The sequence below is a fragment of the Dapis hubbardiae BLCC-M172 genome, from assembly GCF_050016015.1.
Taxonomy (GTDB): domain Bacteria; phylum Cyanobacteriota; class Cyanobacteriia; order Cyanobacteriales; family Microcoleaceae; genus Trichodesmium.
In genome coordinates this window covers 1-17,349 of record NZ_JBNHEQ010000220.1, presented here as the reverse complement: position 1 = coordinate 17,349, position 17,349 = coordinate 1, and the positions used below count along the sequence as shown (strand labels likewise).

The following is a 17,349-nucleotide window of genomic DNA, read 5'->3' as shown; positions in this document are numbered from 1 at the left end:
GATATCATTAATTATAAACTTCATGGGATTATTCAGAAAATGGAAAAGTTGTTAAACATTTTATTTCAAATTCTGAAGGGTAAATCCAAAGGTTATATAGCAATTCTCAATAGGTTGTAATATTTTATCGTAGGGGTTTGGTCTCCTTTCCCCAAGCTAAGATTGGATTTGGAAACCAAACCCCTACAATTTTTTTCACAAATCATTTAGGATTAGTATAGCTTAAGCGCAATGTTAGAAAATTTTCTAAAAAAGTAATCCTTCAAGGGAAAGATGGAAACAATTTAACTGAAATAAGAAAATTTACAAAGTTACTTTTTAATCATTTTCCCAGTAATCACAAATTGGTTTTCCATCCATTGAGTAAGGATGCTGTAAATTTTCGAGTTCTGCATTTTTCTCAGATAAAACTTGATTGTTTATCCTAACTTCTGCAACTTCTCCTTCTAAATCTTTGAGTTGATATTCAAAGTCTTGAGATTTGATTACTTGAAAATTGAGTTTTTTCTCAATTGTATTGACTCGGTTTTCTAAATAAACCCTCTCATTTCTTTCTGATTCGATTACATTAATTAGATAGCGGAGTAAATCTAAGTCTGCATTCTGGTTTAACATAATTATCTCCTCAATAATCTGAATTTTATTTAGATAATACACCTACTCATACTAGGTGCGATTGATAAATCTAGATGAACTAAGTAGGTAGACAAAATTAAAGGTAATGAAGCTGATAGATGACTGCTGAATGCTTACCTATTTTGTGAAAGTAATACTACTTACTTAATCTGAAAAAAGTTTTTGGCAAGATACTCAAATTTACATAACCAGAAAGACAAGAATATTTTAAATGCTCGTACTAGAGTAATAAGACTAACTAACCATTTTGAATATCCCTGTTTAACTAATTTATTTCTCGCCTCTATTAAATCTCCACGACTTTCCTCTTTAAGTTCTTCAACAAATAACTTAGTTAGAAAATCAGATAATTGTAAATCCCAAGGTGTTGTTGAATCATAAATTATCCGTTTCCAGAAAAATTTACCTAACAGTATTAATGGCGGACATACTAATATTAAAGACAAGACTGACCAACCCACTATTCGCATAACTATACTGAAAAAATCACTGCCAGAACGGAAAACTGTGCTGTAAATAAAAACTATCCAGAACAACAGAAATTTCCAGATATCTTGTGGAACTTTTGACAAAGTTTGCCAAAGAAACATTTCATCTTTATGTTTCCATGCTCTGTCAATAATCTTTTGTGACGGAGGTATTTTGGCAAATGGATTGGGGTTATTAAAAACAACAACTGAAAGAATTAAAATATAGTAGATATAGCACTTAAAATTTTTCACTACTCTACTGAGATTTTTCATTACTTTACTCCTCATAAAACTGGTTGCCATACTGCTAAATCATTCAAGAAATGTCGTTTTTCTTGAAGTACCTTTTTTCCTAAACCTGTAATTCGGTAATATCTACGTCTTGCTCCACTACGTTCTTCAGGAGTTTCCTCTCCCCAATGTGCTGCCAAAAAACCTTTTTTCTCCAACTTATGTAGGGTGGGATAAAGGGAACCGAACCCTAGTTCAATCCTCCCACCACTAGCTTCCTTGACAGCATCAATAATTTCTAATCCATAACGTTTTCGGTATAGAACCGATGACAATACCGCTTCTTCTTTGGGCGACAAATCGAAAAATCGCTCTTGGTTTTGTTTTGCCATTATCTATTTTTTGATAAATTATCACTTTATCAATGTATATCAAATTATTTGATATTGTCAAGCAGACTAAATATGAGCCTTGATAGACAGCGATCGCTACATCCCTAAAATTCCCTCTACCTTATGGGCAGCGAGAAGTCCTGTCTCAGTACCTTCTACTGAATTAGGAGGGAATAAAATCGGAAATTTCTTTTTTTATCCCCTTGAAATGGTGTGGTTATTTGACCTTATTTCTTGGTCAAATTTTTGCCAATACTTTTAATTCGCCTTAAATATCTCAATACTAATTCCTACTCTCAAGGCAATGAATTAATAGCTAATAGCTGATGGCTATTTGCGGAGCATTCCGGAGGAAATGCTTATCATTTGATTACCTCCTTTTTGAAATTCGTAAGGTACTTGTTTAATTTCTGCTCTATATCCTTGAGTTGATAATTTTTCAATTATAGGCATTACTAACGGGGATATTTCTCCAGAAAGTTCTAACAGAGGAAAAATTCTTACCTGTTTAGCAACTCGACACATTTCCAAAATTGATTCTAGATGAAATTCTTCTGAAAACTGGTCGGAATATAAAAATAGGAAATGACTACATAAAGCCAAATCAAATTTATTATCTTCAAAAGGCAATTTTGGCAATTCAGCAGTTAAATAACGTTTTTGTTCAACTCCATTAGGAAAGTATTGTAAAAATTTTTCCATAGCTCCTATTCTGACTTTTCCTAAATTTTATGGTGACTGAAAATTTTGCCAAACAAAAGTATCATAATTTGCTTTTACTTGGTCAATAATATCTTGAAAAACTAATAGCTGATGGCTAATGGATGTTTGCCCAGCATTCCGCAGGAAATTCTTATCATTTGATTACCTCCTTTTTGAAATTCATAATCTATTTCTCGAATTTCTGCTCTGTATCCTTTAGTTGATAATTTTTCAATTATTGGCATTACTAATGGGGATATTTCTCCAGAAAGTTTCAGCAGAGGAAAAATTCTTACTTCTTTAGCAACTCGACACATCTCTAAAATTGATTCTAGATGAAATTCTACTGAAAATTGATCGGAATATAGAAATAAGAAATGACTACATAAAGCCAAATCAAATTTATTATCTTCAAAAGGCAATTTTGGCAATTCAGCAGTTAAATAACGTTTTTGTTCAACTCCATTAGGAAAGTATTGTAAAAATTTTTCCATACCTGCTATTCTGACTTTTCCTAAATTTTCTGGTGACTGAAAATTTTGCCAGACAAAAGTATCATAATTTTCTTTTACTTGGTCAATAATATTTTGATAAACTTCCTGAATACGATGATAAATTTCATCCGCGTTAAACTGATAAATTGGGTCACAAGAAATAACATTGTATCCTTGCAAAGTCATTTCATAATTAAAACTTGATGGTCCTGCTGCACAGTCTAAAATAGTTAAATTTTTCTCTGCTGAAGTGAGGTCAAACATAGAAACATATTCATTAAAGTTCCGACCCCAAGGAACTACTTTATCTAGTTGAATTGTCATAGTTGGATGAGAGCGATCGCTATTTTTCAGAAAGCATAATAAAAAAGATAAATAATATCAAATCCAGTAACATCGGTATAATTATATGGTTAATCTAGGAGTCAGGAGTCGTAGGGAAGAGAATTTAGAAAGATTTACTAATAGCTGAAGATGAAAATTTTTTTTATACCGAATTAAGCGGATTTGATATAACATCTAGGATTGGAGAAGACTTGATTCTTAAGTTATGTAATTACTATTGAATCAATATTTCGGAAGAGTAAATGTATCAGGACTTACGCAGATGTACTATATACAGAGTCAAAAAACTATAACGTTATAGTTGTCAACACTATATACATGGTATTTGCGTAAGTCCTATGTATTTCATTAGAGGCTTTTCCGTAATTTTGCTTCCCTACTCCCTTATAGCAGGGAACAGGGAACAGGGAACAGGGAACAGTGGGAAAAGTGTTTCCGTGGTCTTTGATTCATCATCAGTCTATGTCCTAATCGCCCTGGCTGTTGCTATACTCCCCTACTCCCTTATTCCCCTACTCCCCTACTCCCCTACTCCCCTATTCCCCTACTCCCTTACTCCCCTACTCCCCTACTCCCCTACTCCCCTACTCCCCTACTCCCCTACTCCCCATCTTCTAAACCTTCCCTCCCAATACCTCTGGCGATAAAACCTGATTTAACTTCCCACTCCGATATCCTTCTAAATCTAAAGTGACATAAATAAAGCCAAACTCTTTAAACTTTTCCACCAATTTAGGCAAATCTATTGTCAAGACAAACTCTTTAATTTCTTCAGGCAAAATTTCAATTCTAGCAGTATCTTTTTCCGAACGTACCCGTAAATTTTTTAATCCCAAATCTCGCAAATATCTTTCTCCTCTTCCGACTCTTTGTAACTTTTCCAAAGTAATTTCTTCCCCATAAGGAAACCGGGAACTTAAACAAGGTTGAGCAGGTTTATTCCACCAAGGTAAATCTAAATCTTTGGCAAGTTGTCTAACTTCAAACTTACTAATTCCTACTTCTGCTAAAGGCGATCTTGCTCCTCTTTCTTTTGCCGCTTGAATACCAGGACGATAGTCTCGTAAATCATCAGCATTAACTCCATCTACTACATAAGAATAACCTCTTTTTAAAGCTAAAGGTTTGAGAGTATCATGCAATTCACTTTTGCAAAAATAACAACGGTTTATGGGATTAGAAGTATAATTTTTATTCTCCATTTCATTAGTATTTACCTCTTCGTGGGAAATACCAATAACTGCTGCTTGAATTCGAGCATCTTCCAAATCTTCAGGTAATAAAGAAGGAGAAACAGCAGTTACAGCTAATGCTTTATCACCCAAAACATCATAAGCAACTTTTGCAACTAAAGTGCTATCTATTCCACCAGAGTAAGCAATTAAAGCTTTCTCCATTTGAGCAAATATATTTTTTAGTTCTTCTAGTTTTTTTTTCAACATTATTTTTTCTATTTATTTACTACTATTTTATCTCTTATGGTAGAAGTAAGGAAGAGGGAAGAGGGAAGAAGGATTCATTAATTGATAATTGATAATTGATAATTGATAATTACCTCTCCCTAAAAGGGAGAGGTAAGAGGAATAAGGAAAAGATTTATTTTTTTTCCCCTTGAAAGGGGAGGCTTTAAACCTGAGTGATCTAATTATTTAATTGTTTAATTATTAATTATTTCGGTAAATATTGAAAAAAAAAGGGGAAAATGATAGAGAAGGAACAAGGAGAAAGGAAGAAAAAGTAAATATTGAAAAAAAAGGGAAAATGATAGAGATAGTTTTCTCAAATGAATCGGAAATGTTTTTACCTTGAACTAACCGTTTTCCTCATATATCTAGGTTTTCCTAGGTCATGCTACGCAAACAGTTATTTTGATCAATTTAGGGTATTTCCCTTGCTAATACCGGGTTTGAAGCCATAACTAATTTTCTTCCTTTTCACTTCTCCCTTCTTTCTTATAAAATATATCAACTAATTTTCTTCCTTCTCACTTCTCCCTTCTTTCTCCTTCCTTCTCCCTTCTTTCCCCTTCCTTTTCACTTCTTCCTTCTTCCTTCTCACTTCTCCCTTCTTTCTCCTTCCTTCTTCCTTCTTCCTTCTTCCTTTTAAATATCAAAATTCTCTCCTAGCAAATATAGCAATAGTAATAGATAAAACCAACATTGTATAGAGCAAAGCATAACCGAAATTAGTAACTAAAGTAGCCATACTTGGTAGTAGACCATAGACTGCATCATTTTTCAAATCTAATCTGCTTAAATCTGGCAATACAACATATAATCCCATCATTAACTTCTTAATTCCAGGGTTATCACTTAAATCACCCAACTTCACCAAATCTCTACTTAAATTTCCCATTAAATAGATACCAAAAGTAAATAATGTCGCTAATAAAGAACTGGTAAAGACACCAAATAGAATTGCTACTGCAGTAAGTAACGACAACTGAATAAATATAAAAATTACAGTTACTAAAATACTACCAATAGGATAATAAATTCCATTTAAACTAACAATCAATCCATATATTAAAGTCATCGCTACCAATAAAACAGCCAAAACTGCCGATAAACCAATATGTTTACCAACAATTAACTCTGAACGACTCAAAGGTTTAGCAACCAAAATATAAACAGTACGTTTTTCAATTTCCTTATTTACCAAACCAGTACCAATAAAAACCGTCACAATTAAACCTAAAATACTAATAGCTGCCAACCCAAAATCTAGAATTATTTTATCCTCCGTACCTACAGATAATTCTGGAATTAACCTCACAGCAGCTACCATTAATAAAGCAAAGAAACCAATTAGATAAAGGATACGATCGCGAATTGCTTCCCAAAATACATTCTTAGCAATTTTAATAATTCTTCCCAGATTCATAAAATATTTTATCACTCAAAAATAAGGTTTCAAAACTCCCCTTGAATAAGGGATGAAAAGAAGAAACTGTCAGTATTTCAATCCCAATGTTTCAATCAGAGGTAATGTTAACTGGTAACTGGTAACTGAATTGCGCAGTTCCTCCGCAGGAGGCTAACTGAAATGACCTCCCATCTCAATTTTTTCTATTTCAAATTTTAAATATTTTTCAAATTTTCTTCTTGACTTTCTGGTTTAACAGCTTTCTTTTCTACAGCACCACATTCAACATTACCAACCAGAATTGGTACTGCTTCATTTTGCGGAGTAGAACCAGAACTTCTTTGCCTCACTGTTTCCCCTATTTTACAACTTTTACTCAGATAATAACTCTCATCTTTTGCTGTAGGTCCTTCCCAAAATAATTGTAACTCCAACTGATACCCAGACTGGTTAGCAACTATTGATGTTTGTAACTTCCAGAAATCATCTTCTTTAACAGATATTTCCTTAGTCACTTCATCTTTAATATTTTCCAATCTCAACTTCATCTTAGGTACTGATAACCCCAACTTTTGACTACTCAAATCATCCTTTAACTTTTGCTCCATTAAGTTCATAATTTTTGCACCTCGATAATCATTAATAGAAGGCGTTATTAATCTATAAACAAACGTACTTTGACTTAAATCATCTTCTCCCATTGTTGGATATTGTTGCACCATACCCTGAATCAGAAAATACAATCCCAACCAACAACTAACCAAAAAATTGACCAAAATTAAAATTACAAAACTTGGCTTTGATAATTGATCAACCTTGGCTTCTGTCGCTGCTTCAGAAGAATTTAATACTAAAATTATCGCTGCGATACAAACAGAAATTATCGGCCAACTAACAATAGCCACATACTTAATATTACTTGCAAAATTTTCATATAAAAGAAAGCAAATTAATCCCCCTGTAATCCAAGGAGACAAACTTAATTCACCAAAAACAAATGGTTTCTGAGTAGTGCGCCATCCCACAGAAATTGTTAAAGATAACCAACTCAAACTAGAAATAAAATTAATTGCCTCTTCCTTATTACTATCAACTTCACTAATAATCATTGACAGTAACCATAAAAATATCGTCAATAATAAAAATGTCCGCCAATGCCAAAACTTAGGTGGCAAAATTAAATTGAGAGCATCCTTGAGAATATTAATAATAGTCGTCAAAAAAAGCAAGTTAGCCAGACTTTTCCAAATTTCTTTCATGTTAGTTCAGACCTCTGCAAAAATAAAATAAATCCTATTGCTAAGTGGCTACAAATGTGAGCAACTGTAATTACCATAAACTTTGGTGTTCTTAACTCTTCCAACGCTTGAGATATATTAATACCACCACCATAATTTTTAGAGTTTTCATTCCATAAAGAATCACACAAATTAAAGCTGAGTAACTTGATAATTAGAGAAATTAACAAACTAACAAATATAAAAAGTATAAACAGACGATAAATTCCACCAATCTTACCAAATAAAATATAAGCTACTATTTGTTCTTCCAACCTATTTGGTAGGAGAGTTGCACCATAAAAAAACAAAACCCATCCAACACAAGTAGAAATTAAATTCATTACAGTTGCATATTCAACACTCACTTTTGGTATCAAATTAAGTCTTAGTTGAAAAAACCATGATTCAATGGCAATTACTACTAATAATATTAAAGATTCAGAAACAATTGCTCTTAAAGGCAAAATAGTTAAATTCATATAGCAATCCTTTTTAAGTTGTAATATTTTCCTGGCAGTTAGGAGTCAGGACTCAGGAGTCAGGACTCAGAATTTACTCATGTTTTCTGTTTAAATTAACTATTTATATAACAATTATCATACTGGTAACTAGCATTTCTCTGTTTAATAAGGTACATCTGCTATAACCCCTAAATTTACCTTAACAAGCAGACCAACTTGGATGCCGAACAAGCAAACCCTTTAAATATTATCCTACTCACTTTTATACTGAAACTCAAGATAATAGGTAGGTAGTGCTTGACATACTCAACTATTGAGAGGAGTTGTTGGTTTTTGGGCACTTCCTGCATTTACAAATGGTTTAGTTTAGGGAAGGAGAGACAAAAATTAAGGCTGCAAACTTTTGATCAAAGAATTTTAGGGATGTTCTGACAGTCACTACTGAAAAGACTCTTACTCTCTAAGCATGGAAAAGAGAAAAATTCTATCATCCGCCTCCGAAAGCTTCAGCAAATGAAATGACTATTGACTAATAAGGTAATAAACTAATCAATGGCATCGAAGATATTCATTCTGATTCCTGACTCCTGACTCCTGAGTCCGAAAAAATCCCTATTTTTCTACATTCTGAGAAACGCTATATTGCTAAACTAGATAACCAAAATCAAAAATCACCCACTCCAAAAAAACAACTTATGAGAAGAAACGGCATTGGTATACGTACCGCACAACTCATGTCAGAAAGAATTGTCGGGCAAATTCATGTTTACGACGGAGCCAGTAAAGGTAAATCCCAAGCAGCCTTGGGAGTAGTTTTACGTTCCATTGGCCTTGGCATACATTCTGATTCTCCTACTAGAGTATTACTACTGAGATTTCTCAAAGGTCCTGACCGCTCTTATGATGAAGATGCTGCTATAGAAGCACTACAAAAAGGTTTTCCTCATCTTATAGACCAAGTACGCACAGGTCGCTCTGAATATTTTGGCCCTGATGAAATTATTAAATTTGACCATCAAGAAGCCCAACGGGGTTGGGATGTGGCCAAAGGAGCGATCGCCTCAGACCTATACTCAGTAGTTGTACTGGACGAACTCAACCCAGTATTGGACTTAGGTTTATTACCACTAGACGAAGTAATCCACACTATCAAGAATAAACCAGAACAATTAGAAATTATCGCTACAGGTCGTGCAGCTCCTCAAGCTTTGTTGGACATCGCTGATTTACATTCAGAAATGAAACCTCATCAACATCCCACGGCTCAAGCACATGGTATAACAGGGATTGAAATTTATACTGGTGCCGGCAAAGGCAAATCTACCAGTGCTTTGGGTAAAGCATTACAAGCAATAGGTAGGGGTATTAGTCAAGACCAGTCTCATCGAGTCCTAATTATACAATGGCTCAAAGGAGGTATTGGTTATACAGAAGATGCAGCGATCGCCGCTTTGCGCCAAAGTTATCCTAATTTAGTAGATCATCAACGTTGTGGTGGGGATGCTATTGTTTGGCGTGGGCAACAAAAAGAAATAGATTTTGTTGAGGCAGAAAGAGGTTGGGAAATAGCTAGAGCTGCTATAGCTTCTGGTTTATATAAGACTATTATTTTAGATGAGCTTAATCCTACTGTAGATTTGGAGTTATTACCAGTTGAGCCCATAGTTGAAGCTTTATTACGCAAACCAAAAGATACGGAGGTGATTATTACTGGTCGTTGTCTTAATCCACCTGACTATTTTGATTTGGCTAGTGTTCATTCAGAGGTTTTCTGTCATAAGCATTATGCTAATCATGGGGTGGAATTAAAACGTGGAGTTGATTTTTGAATAGACAAATAAGCAAGAAACAGAACAGAAGATAGGGAAACATGAGGTTGCCTAACTACTAATGATATTTTGTTGTTCCAACTATAATCTAAAAGCAAAATATTTAACATCTTATTAAGCATCACCCAAAATAAAAATATTTTTCTGAGAAAAGGGGGTTGCACTTGGCGATCGCCTATAGTAAGATAAAAATATATTGGGTGCTACTCGCCCATACATATGACTTTTTATTCAATCTAAAAAAATTGATTTTGTCTGAATTAGGGAAAAAAGCCAAGCATAATTTTCTGGAGCTTCAGGAAAGCAGTCGCACTACAGAGAAGAGAGAAAAAATAAAAATTATTTTCCTTAAGTCACTCAAAGCAGAATATTTTTAAACATCCTAGAAAGCACCCAAATAGTCGCGCCGAGAAAAGAAAGAAGGTTGCATTAAGCCATCGCCCGTACTAAGATAAAAATCTAGTAGGGTTAACTCGCCTAGACACATGAATTTTTATTCAACTTCAAAAATCATATAAACCAATAATAAATGTTTCTCGAACCGCCAGAAAAAAAATTAGAACTATCAGAAAATAACGTTCATATATGGAGTAAAAACCTAAAATTATCCTCCTCTCAAATTGAGGAATTATCAACAATATTATCGCCAGACGAAAAAGATAGAGCCAACAAATTTTACTTTGAAAGAGACAAAAATCGGTATATCATTGCCAGAGGAACACTCAGAAAAATTCTCAGCCGTTACTTAAACATTGAAGCGAAAAAACTACAATTTACCTATAGCGATCGGGGCAAACCCTACCTAACAAATACCTCAATATTATTTAACCTATCTCACTCTCAAGACTTAGCCTTATATGCCATTACGCAAGCTAACTTAATAGGCATCGACTTAGAATATATTCGCCCAATGAATGACGCTGAAAATTTAGCCAAACGTTTTTTTTCTTCCCAAGAATACAAGCTTATTAATCAACTTCCTCCTCAAAAACAACAAGAAACATTCTTCAAACTCTGGACTTGTAAAGAAGCTTATTTGAAAGCAACTGGAGATGGTTTGGCAGGAGGTTTAGAAAAAGTAGAAATTAGTTTAAACCAAGAAAAAGCAGTAGAGTTTTTTAGTATTAATGGAGATATTGAGGAAGCCTCCCATTGGTATTTATATCAATTTATTCCTCAACCTAATTATATAGCTGCTGTAGCAGTAGCAGGGAAAAATCAAAACTTGAGTTTTTGGCAAATAAATAATACTTAAATTTGATAATACTGACTTTGAGAGCTTTCAGTAAATCACCTATACCTATAATAACTTCTCTAGCGCCTCTAAAAAAAGAGGAAATATTATAGATAGAGGCATAACTTATACCAAATTGATAAATCTTCGCTACAAATATTTAGGTTACTGTTTAGGAGTCAGGAGACAGGATTCAGGAGTCAGAATGAATAAATATGAGACTATTTTTTATGCTGTAATTGTCTTTTTTGTTAAATAAACATTTACCGTAAAACCTTTTAATAGTTGTTATTATGCGTAACATTCTTTTTTTTAAATGGTATTACCTATTATCGAAAAATTCAGGTATAAAGCCTCTCTATTCATGGAGAAAAAGCGGTCGATATTCGGAATTATGTGTTAGCTAAAGGCCATATCCAATCGACCAACAGAAGAAAAAAAATCCTTTTAGTCAATCCTTGTATTAAAGAAGAGGTAATTATTAATTGTTGAACTACGCTAAAAAATGATTTTTATAAAGGTTAGTATTGCCAAAAATATCATAATTGCTTGCATACAAATTTACAATGCCAGCTTAAAAGTTAAACAAACCGACACCACTACTTATTAATATAGATAAATATTATTAGTTAAATCTAAAAATCAGACTCTAAATTCACTAGAACCTTGAAGTTGATTTTTGTCTAGTTCCGTATCTAGGAAAAACTTACGAATAATTTCAACATCAGGCTCTGTCTCAATCCACAGACGAGCGCCACCTGCTTGACTTCTGTTAGGTTTATGAGGTCGGTAGACGATTTTGCAATTTCCTAGAATTTCTACTTCATGGCAACGGTCATTTCTGTCTCCTTGTTTGACAGAAATGGCTGGAAGAGAAGTGCCGTGGTCTCGGTTATGGTCAATTTCTCTTCGCAGTACATGGATAAAAGTATTGCCTGTGCGGAATCCTTTATTCCAAGTTCCTTCAGGACCACGGCGACCAGGGGTAATTTCTGGCATTCCTCGACTATTTAAAGGAATTACCCAGAACCGTTTGACTTTTTCGGCTCCCTTCAGGCGACCTTGCCTGAGAAGCAACCTGAGTCTAGCAGTAGAAATATTTAAAAGAAATGCTGCTTCTGTTGTACCAACTTTATCTGGTTTAGTTTCTGTATCTTTCATAAACTGTTTCGGAACATATTAAAGATAAACTTGATGAGTATTTACCATCAAACCATAAAGAATTTAATTTGGCAATAATTTTTTGATTGTTCAGCAGTTTAATCTGACTCACCAGCAGGTATCCGCAAAAAATCCGAACAATAATCTTTTATCTTACTTACATAAACAGACTTAGTGTCTGAAAAATTATAGCAATGAGCGCTCAGGTATTTACAACTTCCAGCCAAACTACAGTAAGCGAAAAGGTATACAAAAAATAATGTGTAAATATGACAGAACACATTGCTATAGCAATCTTATGTGAGTTGTAAGATTTTAGTGCTAATCAGGAGTCATAAGTCGGCATTCAGGAGTCAGGAGTCAGAATATAAAAGGATTTTGGTTCATCTTAAATCTTCTTAAATTCTATCAAAATCATTCCTAATTGGTATATAGAAGCCCTAAGCGTATTTTGGCAAAGTTGCGAGTTTTTGGCTCAGTCCTCAGTCCTCGTAGGGGCGTTTCATGTCGCGCAGCGAAACGGCCGTTAACTTCGCATAACTATCCTGAACGCCCGTACAGAAGTCAGGAGATTAATATAAAATCCTGATAATTACTATAGCCTGCGTCATTGCTACTGGAACGGAGTGGAATTAAGCAATCTCAGGAGTTTAGGAGATTGCTTCCTATCATCGCAATGACGACTATTCAACCGGATTTGATATAAGAAATAAAATAGGGGAAAAAGGTAGAAAAATGCCCCCATCTCCCCATCTCCCCATCTCCCCATCTCCCCTACTCTCAATCTATAATTTTAAATAGATCCCAAATGGCTTCTATATAACTATTGGGTATAAAGTACATCTTTAAATAAACAACTTCATATAAAACCTCAAAACGGCGGAAAGCTAAAACTATCCGCCGTTTTACCATTAAAAATTAACTTCTGTTCCCAGAAGAAACCAAATCCTATTCAGCAACTTGAGGCACTAACTCTCGTTTTTCACCCTTAGAAACCGTAATCTGACCATCTTCTCCAACATCAACTACAGCAGTATCGCCTTCACCGACCTTGCCAGCCAGAATTTCCTCAGCCAAACTATCCTCAAGCAAACGCATAATTGCCCGACGCAAAGGTCTTGCCCCATAACTAGGATTATAACCTTCCTCAACTAACCGCTCCTGGAAGCGATCAGTAATTTCCAACGTAATACCTTTCTCTGTCAAACGACCAAAGACTTCTTTCAGAAGAATAACAGCAATTTCCTTCACCTCATCCTTAGTCAACTGACGGAAGACAATAATCTCATCCAAACGGTTCAAGAACTCTGGACGGAAATACTGTTTCAACTCCTCATTCACCAAATTACGAATTCGGTTATACTGAGCATCAGCCTCATTTTCTGAGAACTCAAAACCAAGACCACCCCCTCCTTTTTCGATTACCTTAGAACCGATATTAGAAGTCATAATAATCAAAGTATTCTTAAAATCAACCGTCCGACCCTTCGCATCAGTCAAACGACCATCCTCCAAAATTTGGAGCAACATATTAAATACGTCAGGGTGTGCCTTTTCAATTTCATCAAACAGCACCACAGTATAAGGACGACGACGAACTGCCTCAGTTAACTGACCACCCTCGTTATAACCCACATAACCAGGAGGAGAACCAATCAACTTAGAAACAGTATGGCGTTCCATATATTCCGACATATCCAAGCGGATCATCGCCTCCTCAGACCCAAAGAAATATGCAGCCAAAGCCTTAGTCAACTCTGTCTTACCAACTCCAGTCGGTCCAGAGAAAACAAAACTAGCAATAGGTCGGTTAGGGTTTTTCAATCCCACTCTTGCCCGACGAATAGCACGAGATACTGCCTTGACAGCCTCCTCCTGACCAATCAAACGTTGGTGTAGAGTATCTTCCATGTGCAGCAACTTCTCAGACTCAGACTCAGTTAACTTATTCACCGGAACCCCAGTCCAACTCGCCACAATATGAGCAATATCCTCCTCAGTCACCATTGGAGAATCATCCTCAGTAGTAGAGTCGAGCTTTTTATTTTGAGCCAGAGAACGAATTTCCGACTTAATCTCCATTTCCCTGTCGCGCAACTCTCCAGCCTTATCAAAATCCTGAGAACGAACAGCCTCATCCTTCTCCTTCAGAAGTTGACGTAGCTCCTTATCCAACTCCTTAGCTGCGGGAGGCAATTGAGAATTAATCAACCGGACACGGGAACCAGCCTCATCTATCAAGTCAATAGCCTTATCTGGCAAATAGCGATCGCTAATATAACGGTCTGATAACTTAGCAGCAGCTTCCAAAGCAGTATCTAAAATTTTTAACTTATGGTGTTGCTCGTAACGTTCCCGTAAACCATATAATATCTCAATAGTTTCATCAACAGAAGGTTCACCAACCATAACTGGTTGAAAACGACGTTCCAGAGCTGCATCCCGTTCAATATGTTTCCGATACTCATCCAGAGTAGTCGCCCCTATACACTGTAACTCCCCACGAGCCAAAGCAGGCTTCAAAATATTCGCAGCATCAATAGCCCCTTCAGCAGCACCAGCTCCAATCAGAGTATGAACCTCATCAATAACCAGGATGACATTACCCGCAGAGCGAATTTCATCCATAATTTTCTTCAGACGTTCCTCAAACTCACCCCGGTATTTAGTACCAGCAACCAACAGACCAATATCCAGAGTAACCACCCGCTTTTCTTCGAGAATATCCGGTATATCATTATTAGCAATACGTTGTGCCAAACCCTCAGCGATCGCCGTTTTACCCACACCAGGTTCCCCAATCAAAACTGGGTTATTCTTAGTTCTACGACCGAGAATCTGAATTACCCTTTCAATTTCAGTTTGCCGTCCCACCACTGGGTCCAACTTACCCTCAGATGCCATTTGAGTCAGATTTGAACCAAACTCATCAAGAGTAGGAGTTTTTGTACGTCCACCCCCACCACCAGCAGTGACTTCTGCCGTTTCACCCAACATCCGAATTACTTGAGTACGGACTTTAGAAAGGTCTACCCCTAAATTTTCCAGAACTCTTGCAGCTACTCCTTCACCTTCTCGAATTAAACCCAAAAGTAGATGCTCAGTCCCAATATAGTTATGTCCTAATTGTCGTGCTTCCTCCAACGATAATTCCAAAACCCTTTTAGCTCTGGGAGTAAATGGGATTTCTACCGCCACAAATCCCGAACCACGGCCAATTATCTTTTCTACTTCAATCCGAGCATCCTTGAGATTAACACCCATAGATTTCAGAACCTTGGCCGCTACCCCTGTACCCTCTCCAATTAGACCCAGGAGTATTTGTTCTGTCCCCACAAAGTTATGTCCCAAGCGGCGAGCCTCTTCTTGGGCCAACATGATCACTTTGATTGCTTTTTCCGTGAAGCGTTCAAACATAATTTATTCCTATCTCTTAAAGTTGCCCTAATGGTTATTCTAGCGTGACATTTTTACTAAAGCTGTTTCCCACTTCTGGATCTTCAGACCAGAGATACATATCAAAATGTAAATTGATTTTACGATAGTAATCTTTCCAGTCCTATAATAAAGTTTTCCGTGGATCACAGTTTTTACGAAACTACTCGAAAACAAAATAGTCTAACTTAGTTTATTTAGAGTTAGTATTTAGAAAGTTTAGCTTAATAAACCAAGAATTCAGGTAGGGAAATCTCCTATCTGACCTCTTTCTAAATTGCTTTATACTATCTACCATTAATGGTATTGAAAGTTACTTTTTCTTAGCAACAATGTAATTTTAGTTTTTAAAGTATAGCTCAGGTTTTGAGCGTATATGATGGTTAAACTATCTATTTATTTTAAGAAAATATAAAGTTTTCACATTCAACATCATTTATTTCAGCGAAGTAAATATTTTTTTTAGTCAAATAACAGTCTTCTACCTAGTTGTATAGAAAATATGCAACATGGGCAATAGTTTCAAATTTTTAACCAAAAAATACTGTCACCCTCTTAGCCTACGTTTTTGTACCAAAACTACCAATTGTCCTATAGCAGCTATTTTTATTCTCCTGTTTTCGGCTTTTGATGAGGATCAAAAGGATTAACAACTTTAAGAAAATTCTTCGGAGGAGAAACAACAGCCTGAGAAGACGGTGCAGGTTGAGTGGGGCGAGCATTACCCATACCTAACTCTCCTTTCTCTAATGTTCCTACCACCAGAGAGCCAATATAATCAGCACTGGTATAAGCCATCTCAATACATTGACTGATATTTTCTAGACCTTTGTCGTCAATAATACCATTACTGGTGGCCTTGTAAAACTGCACGGTAATAAGGATAGGATAGCGATCGTCCCGTTCTAGTTTGTAATCTCCCAACTCTAGATGTTCGCCTTCATCCTCCCCATGTCCAATGACAGCATCTTCCATATCGCAGCAGTCTGTCGATCTTACCAACTCAAAGTAATCAGTTTCACCCAGAGAAGAGGAATATGCCAATGCCACAGGAAAAGAATATTCTATTTCCTTCTGTTTGAGTGGCACTTGAACAATCATTACCATATTCACATCTTGAGCGATTTCTACTTGCTCGCGAGCTGCTTCGAGGGAAATACCTTGTTGAGTTGCCAGATCGGTTGCTAAATTTTCTTTATAGTCACTCAAACGTTCGCCAGTCAAGCAAGCTCTCTGGCCATTGTTGTTGAAATAAATATTTTGTCCCCATTCTGCTACATCCTCACCATTATCAATAACTGTGGCACTGCTGCCTTCGGTAGAAATCAAAATAGCTAGAACAGCAGGGTTTCCCGGTTCTAATTGGTAGTTAAATAATACTGGATTAAAACTACATTTACCTTGACTGGGAATAGGCAAAAAACAAGCTTGAGCGCTTACCAAGACATGGGTATCTTTCTCTGTTAGTAGAGATTGACTTTCTGGATTAAATTTACTAGGGTAACTGATATACTGCTGTAAATTAGTCAGGTATTCCTCCAAACTCACCACTTCTAATTTTTTTCCTTTTTCATTCCCTACTTTAATTTTGACAAGCTCTAGAGGAACATCACCTGTTTTATCTGTAAAATTAGGATAACGAATAACGGGTAAGAGTTCTCTACGACCTAGTTCTTCTGGATGGCGAACTTGAAGAGTCAAATCACTGATATTAGGTCCCCAAACTGAACCAGGTGTTCGAGCAGTGTCTTCCCACATAACATTGTTAAACTAAGCCAGGTAAGTTACCCTACCCGACTCGTCTTCAGAACCGG

General features: G+C 35.9%; 15 protein-coding genes. 2 read left to right on the top strand and 13 right to left on the bottom strand.

Annotated elements, in window-relative coordinates:
- Positions 1 to 318: 318 nt before the first annotated feature.
- The 10 genes from ACP6PK_RS20245 to fraC form a co-directional block, all read right to left on the bottom strand.
- Positions 319 to 615 (bottom strand): hypothetical protein, encoded by a 297-nt coding sequence (locus ACP6PK_RS20245; RefSeq protein ID WP_094673048.1) that lies wholly within the window; start codon positions 613 to 615, stop codon positions 319 to 321.
- 161 nt (positions 616 to 776) lie between these two features.
- On the bottom strand, positions 777 to 1,379 hold the full coding sequence (locus tag ACP6PK_RS20240; protein WP_426562106.1) for a hypothetical protein: 603 nt from the start codon (positions 1,377 to 1,379) through the stop codon (positions 777 to 779).
- Between the two features lie 11 nt (positions 1,380 to 1,390).
- The gene (locus ACP6PK_RS20235; protein WP_094673046.1) at positions 1,391 to 1,729 is read right to left on the bottom strand and encodes a PadR family transcriptional regulator; all 339 of its coding nucleotides are present in this window, start codon (positions 1,727 to 1,729) and stop codon (positions 1,391 to 1,393) included.
- A gap of 330 nt (positions 1,730 to 2,059) precedes the next feature.
- Positions 2,060 to 2,431, bottom strand: a complete 372-nt coding sequence (locus ACP6PK_RS20230) for a hypothetical protein (RefSeq protein WP_426562104.1) — start codon at positions 2,429 to 2,431, stop codon at positions 2,060 to 2,062.
- Positions 2,432 to 2,532: 101 nt separating this feature from the next.
- Positions 2,533 to 3,249: an SAM-dependent methyltransferase gene (locus ACP6PK_RS20225; protein ID WP_426562102.1), complete on the bottom strand. Its 717-nt coding sequence runs from the start codon at positions 3,247 to 3,249 to the stop codon at positions 2,533 to 2,535.
- Between the two features lie 635 nt (positions 3,250 to 3,884).
- The gene (gene larE / locus ACP6PK_RS20220; protein WP_426562100.1) at positions 3,885 to 4,712 is read right to left on the bottom strand and encodes an ATP-dependent sacrificial sulfur transferase LarE; all 828 of its coding nucleotides are present in this window, start codon (positions 4,710 to 4,712) and stop codon (positions 3,885 to 3,887) included.
- A 542-nt stretch (positions 4,713 to 5,254) separates the two neighbouring features.
- Positions 5,255 to 5,383 carry a hypothetical protein gene (locus ACP6PK_RS20215; RefSeq protein ID WP_426562098.1) on the bottom strand — a complete coding sequence of 43 codons (129 nt, stop codon included), beginning with the start codon at positions 5,381 to 5,383 and terminating at the stop codon, positions 5,255 to 5,257.
- Positions 5,380 to 6,153 carry an ABC transporter permease gene (locus ACP6PK_RS20210; protein WP_426562096.1) on the bottom strand — a complete coding sequence of 258 codons (774 nt, stop codon included), beginning with the start codon at positions 6,151 to 6,153 and terminating at the stop codon, positions 5,380 to 5,382. The genes ACP6PK_RS20215 and ACP6PK_RS20210 overlap by 4 nt, the downstream gene beginning before the upstream one ends.
- A gap of 197 nt (positions 6,154 to 6,350) precedes the next feature.
- Positions 6,351 to 7,394, bottom strand: a complete 1,044-nt coding sequence (locus ACP6PK_RS20205; protein WP_426562094.1) for a DUF5357 family protein — start codon at positions 7,392 to 7,394, stop codon at positions 6,351 to 6,353.
- A complete protein-coding gene (fraC, locus tag ACP6PK_RS20200) occupies positions 7,391 to 7,894 on the bottom strand; it encodes a filament integrity protein FraC (protein ID WP_094673080.1) in 504 nt (167 codons plus the stop codon). The genes ACP6PK_RS20205 and fraC overlap by 4 nt, the downstream gene beginning before the upstream one ends.
- Before the next feature lie 677 nt (positions 7,895 to 8,571).
- Between fraC and ACP6PK_RS20195 the strand changes: the two genes are divergently transcribed.
- Together ACP6PK_RS20195 and ACP6PK_RS20190 are read left to right on the top strand one after the other, a co-directional pair.
- Positions 8,572 to 9,705 carry a cob(I)yrinic acid a,c-diamide adenosyltransferase gene (locus ACP6PK_RS20195; protein WP_094673081.1) on the top strand — a complete coding sequence of 378 codons (1,134 nt, stop codon included), beginning with the start codon at positions 8,572 to 8,574 and terminating at the stop codon, positions 9,703 to 9,705.
- Positions 9,706 to 10,234: 529 nt separating this feature from the next.
- The gene (locus ACP6PK_RS20190) at positions 10,235 to 10,960 is read left to right on the top strand and encodes a 4'-phosphopantetheinyl transferase family protein (RefSeq protein ID WP_094673082.1); all 726 of its coding nucleotides are present in this window, start codon (positions 10,235 to 10,237) and stop codon (positions 10,958 to 10,960) included.
- Positions 10,961 to 11,581: 621 nt separating this feature from the next.
- On the opposite strand, the gene ACP6PK_RS20185 is transcribed toward ACP6PK_RS20190, so the two are convergent.
- The 3 genes from ACP6PK_RS20185 to ACP6PK_RS20175 form a co-directional block, all read right to left on the bottom strand.
- Entirely contained in the window at positions 11,582 to 12,100 is a 519-nt protein-coding gene (locus ACP6PK_RS20185) for a hypothetical protein (protein WP_426562091.1), read from the bottom strand.
- A 948-nt stretch (positions 12,101 to 13,048) separates the two neighbouring features.
- Positions 13,049 to 15,517 (bottom strand): ATP-dependent Clp protease ATP-binding subunit, encoded by a 2,469-nt coding sequence (locus ACP6PK_RS20180; RefSeq protein WP_426562089.1) that lies wholly within the window; start codon positions 15,515 to 15,517, stop codon positions 13,049 to 13,051.
- A 624-nt stretch (positions 15,518 to 16,141) separates the two neighbouring features.
- A complete protein-coding gene (locus tag ACP6PK_RS20175; protein WP_426562087.1) occupies positions 16,142 to 17,293 on the bottom strand; it encodes a hypothetical protein in 1,152 nt (383 codons plus the stop codon).
- Between the last annotated feature and the right edge of the window lie 56 nt (positions 17,294 to 17,349).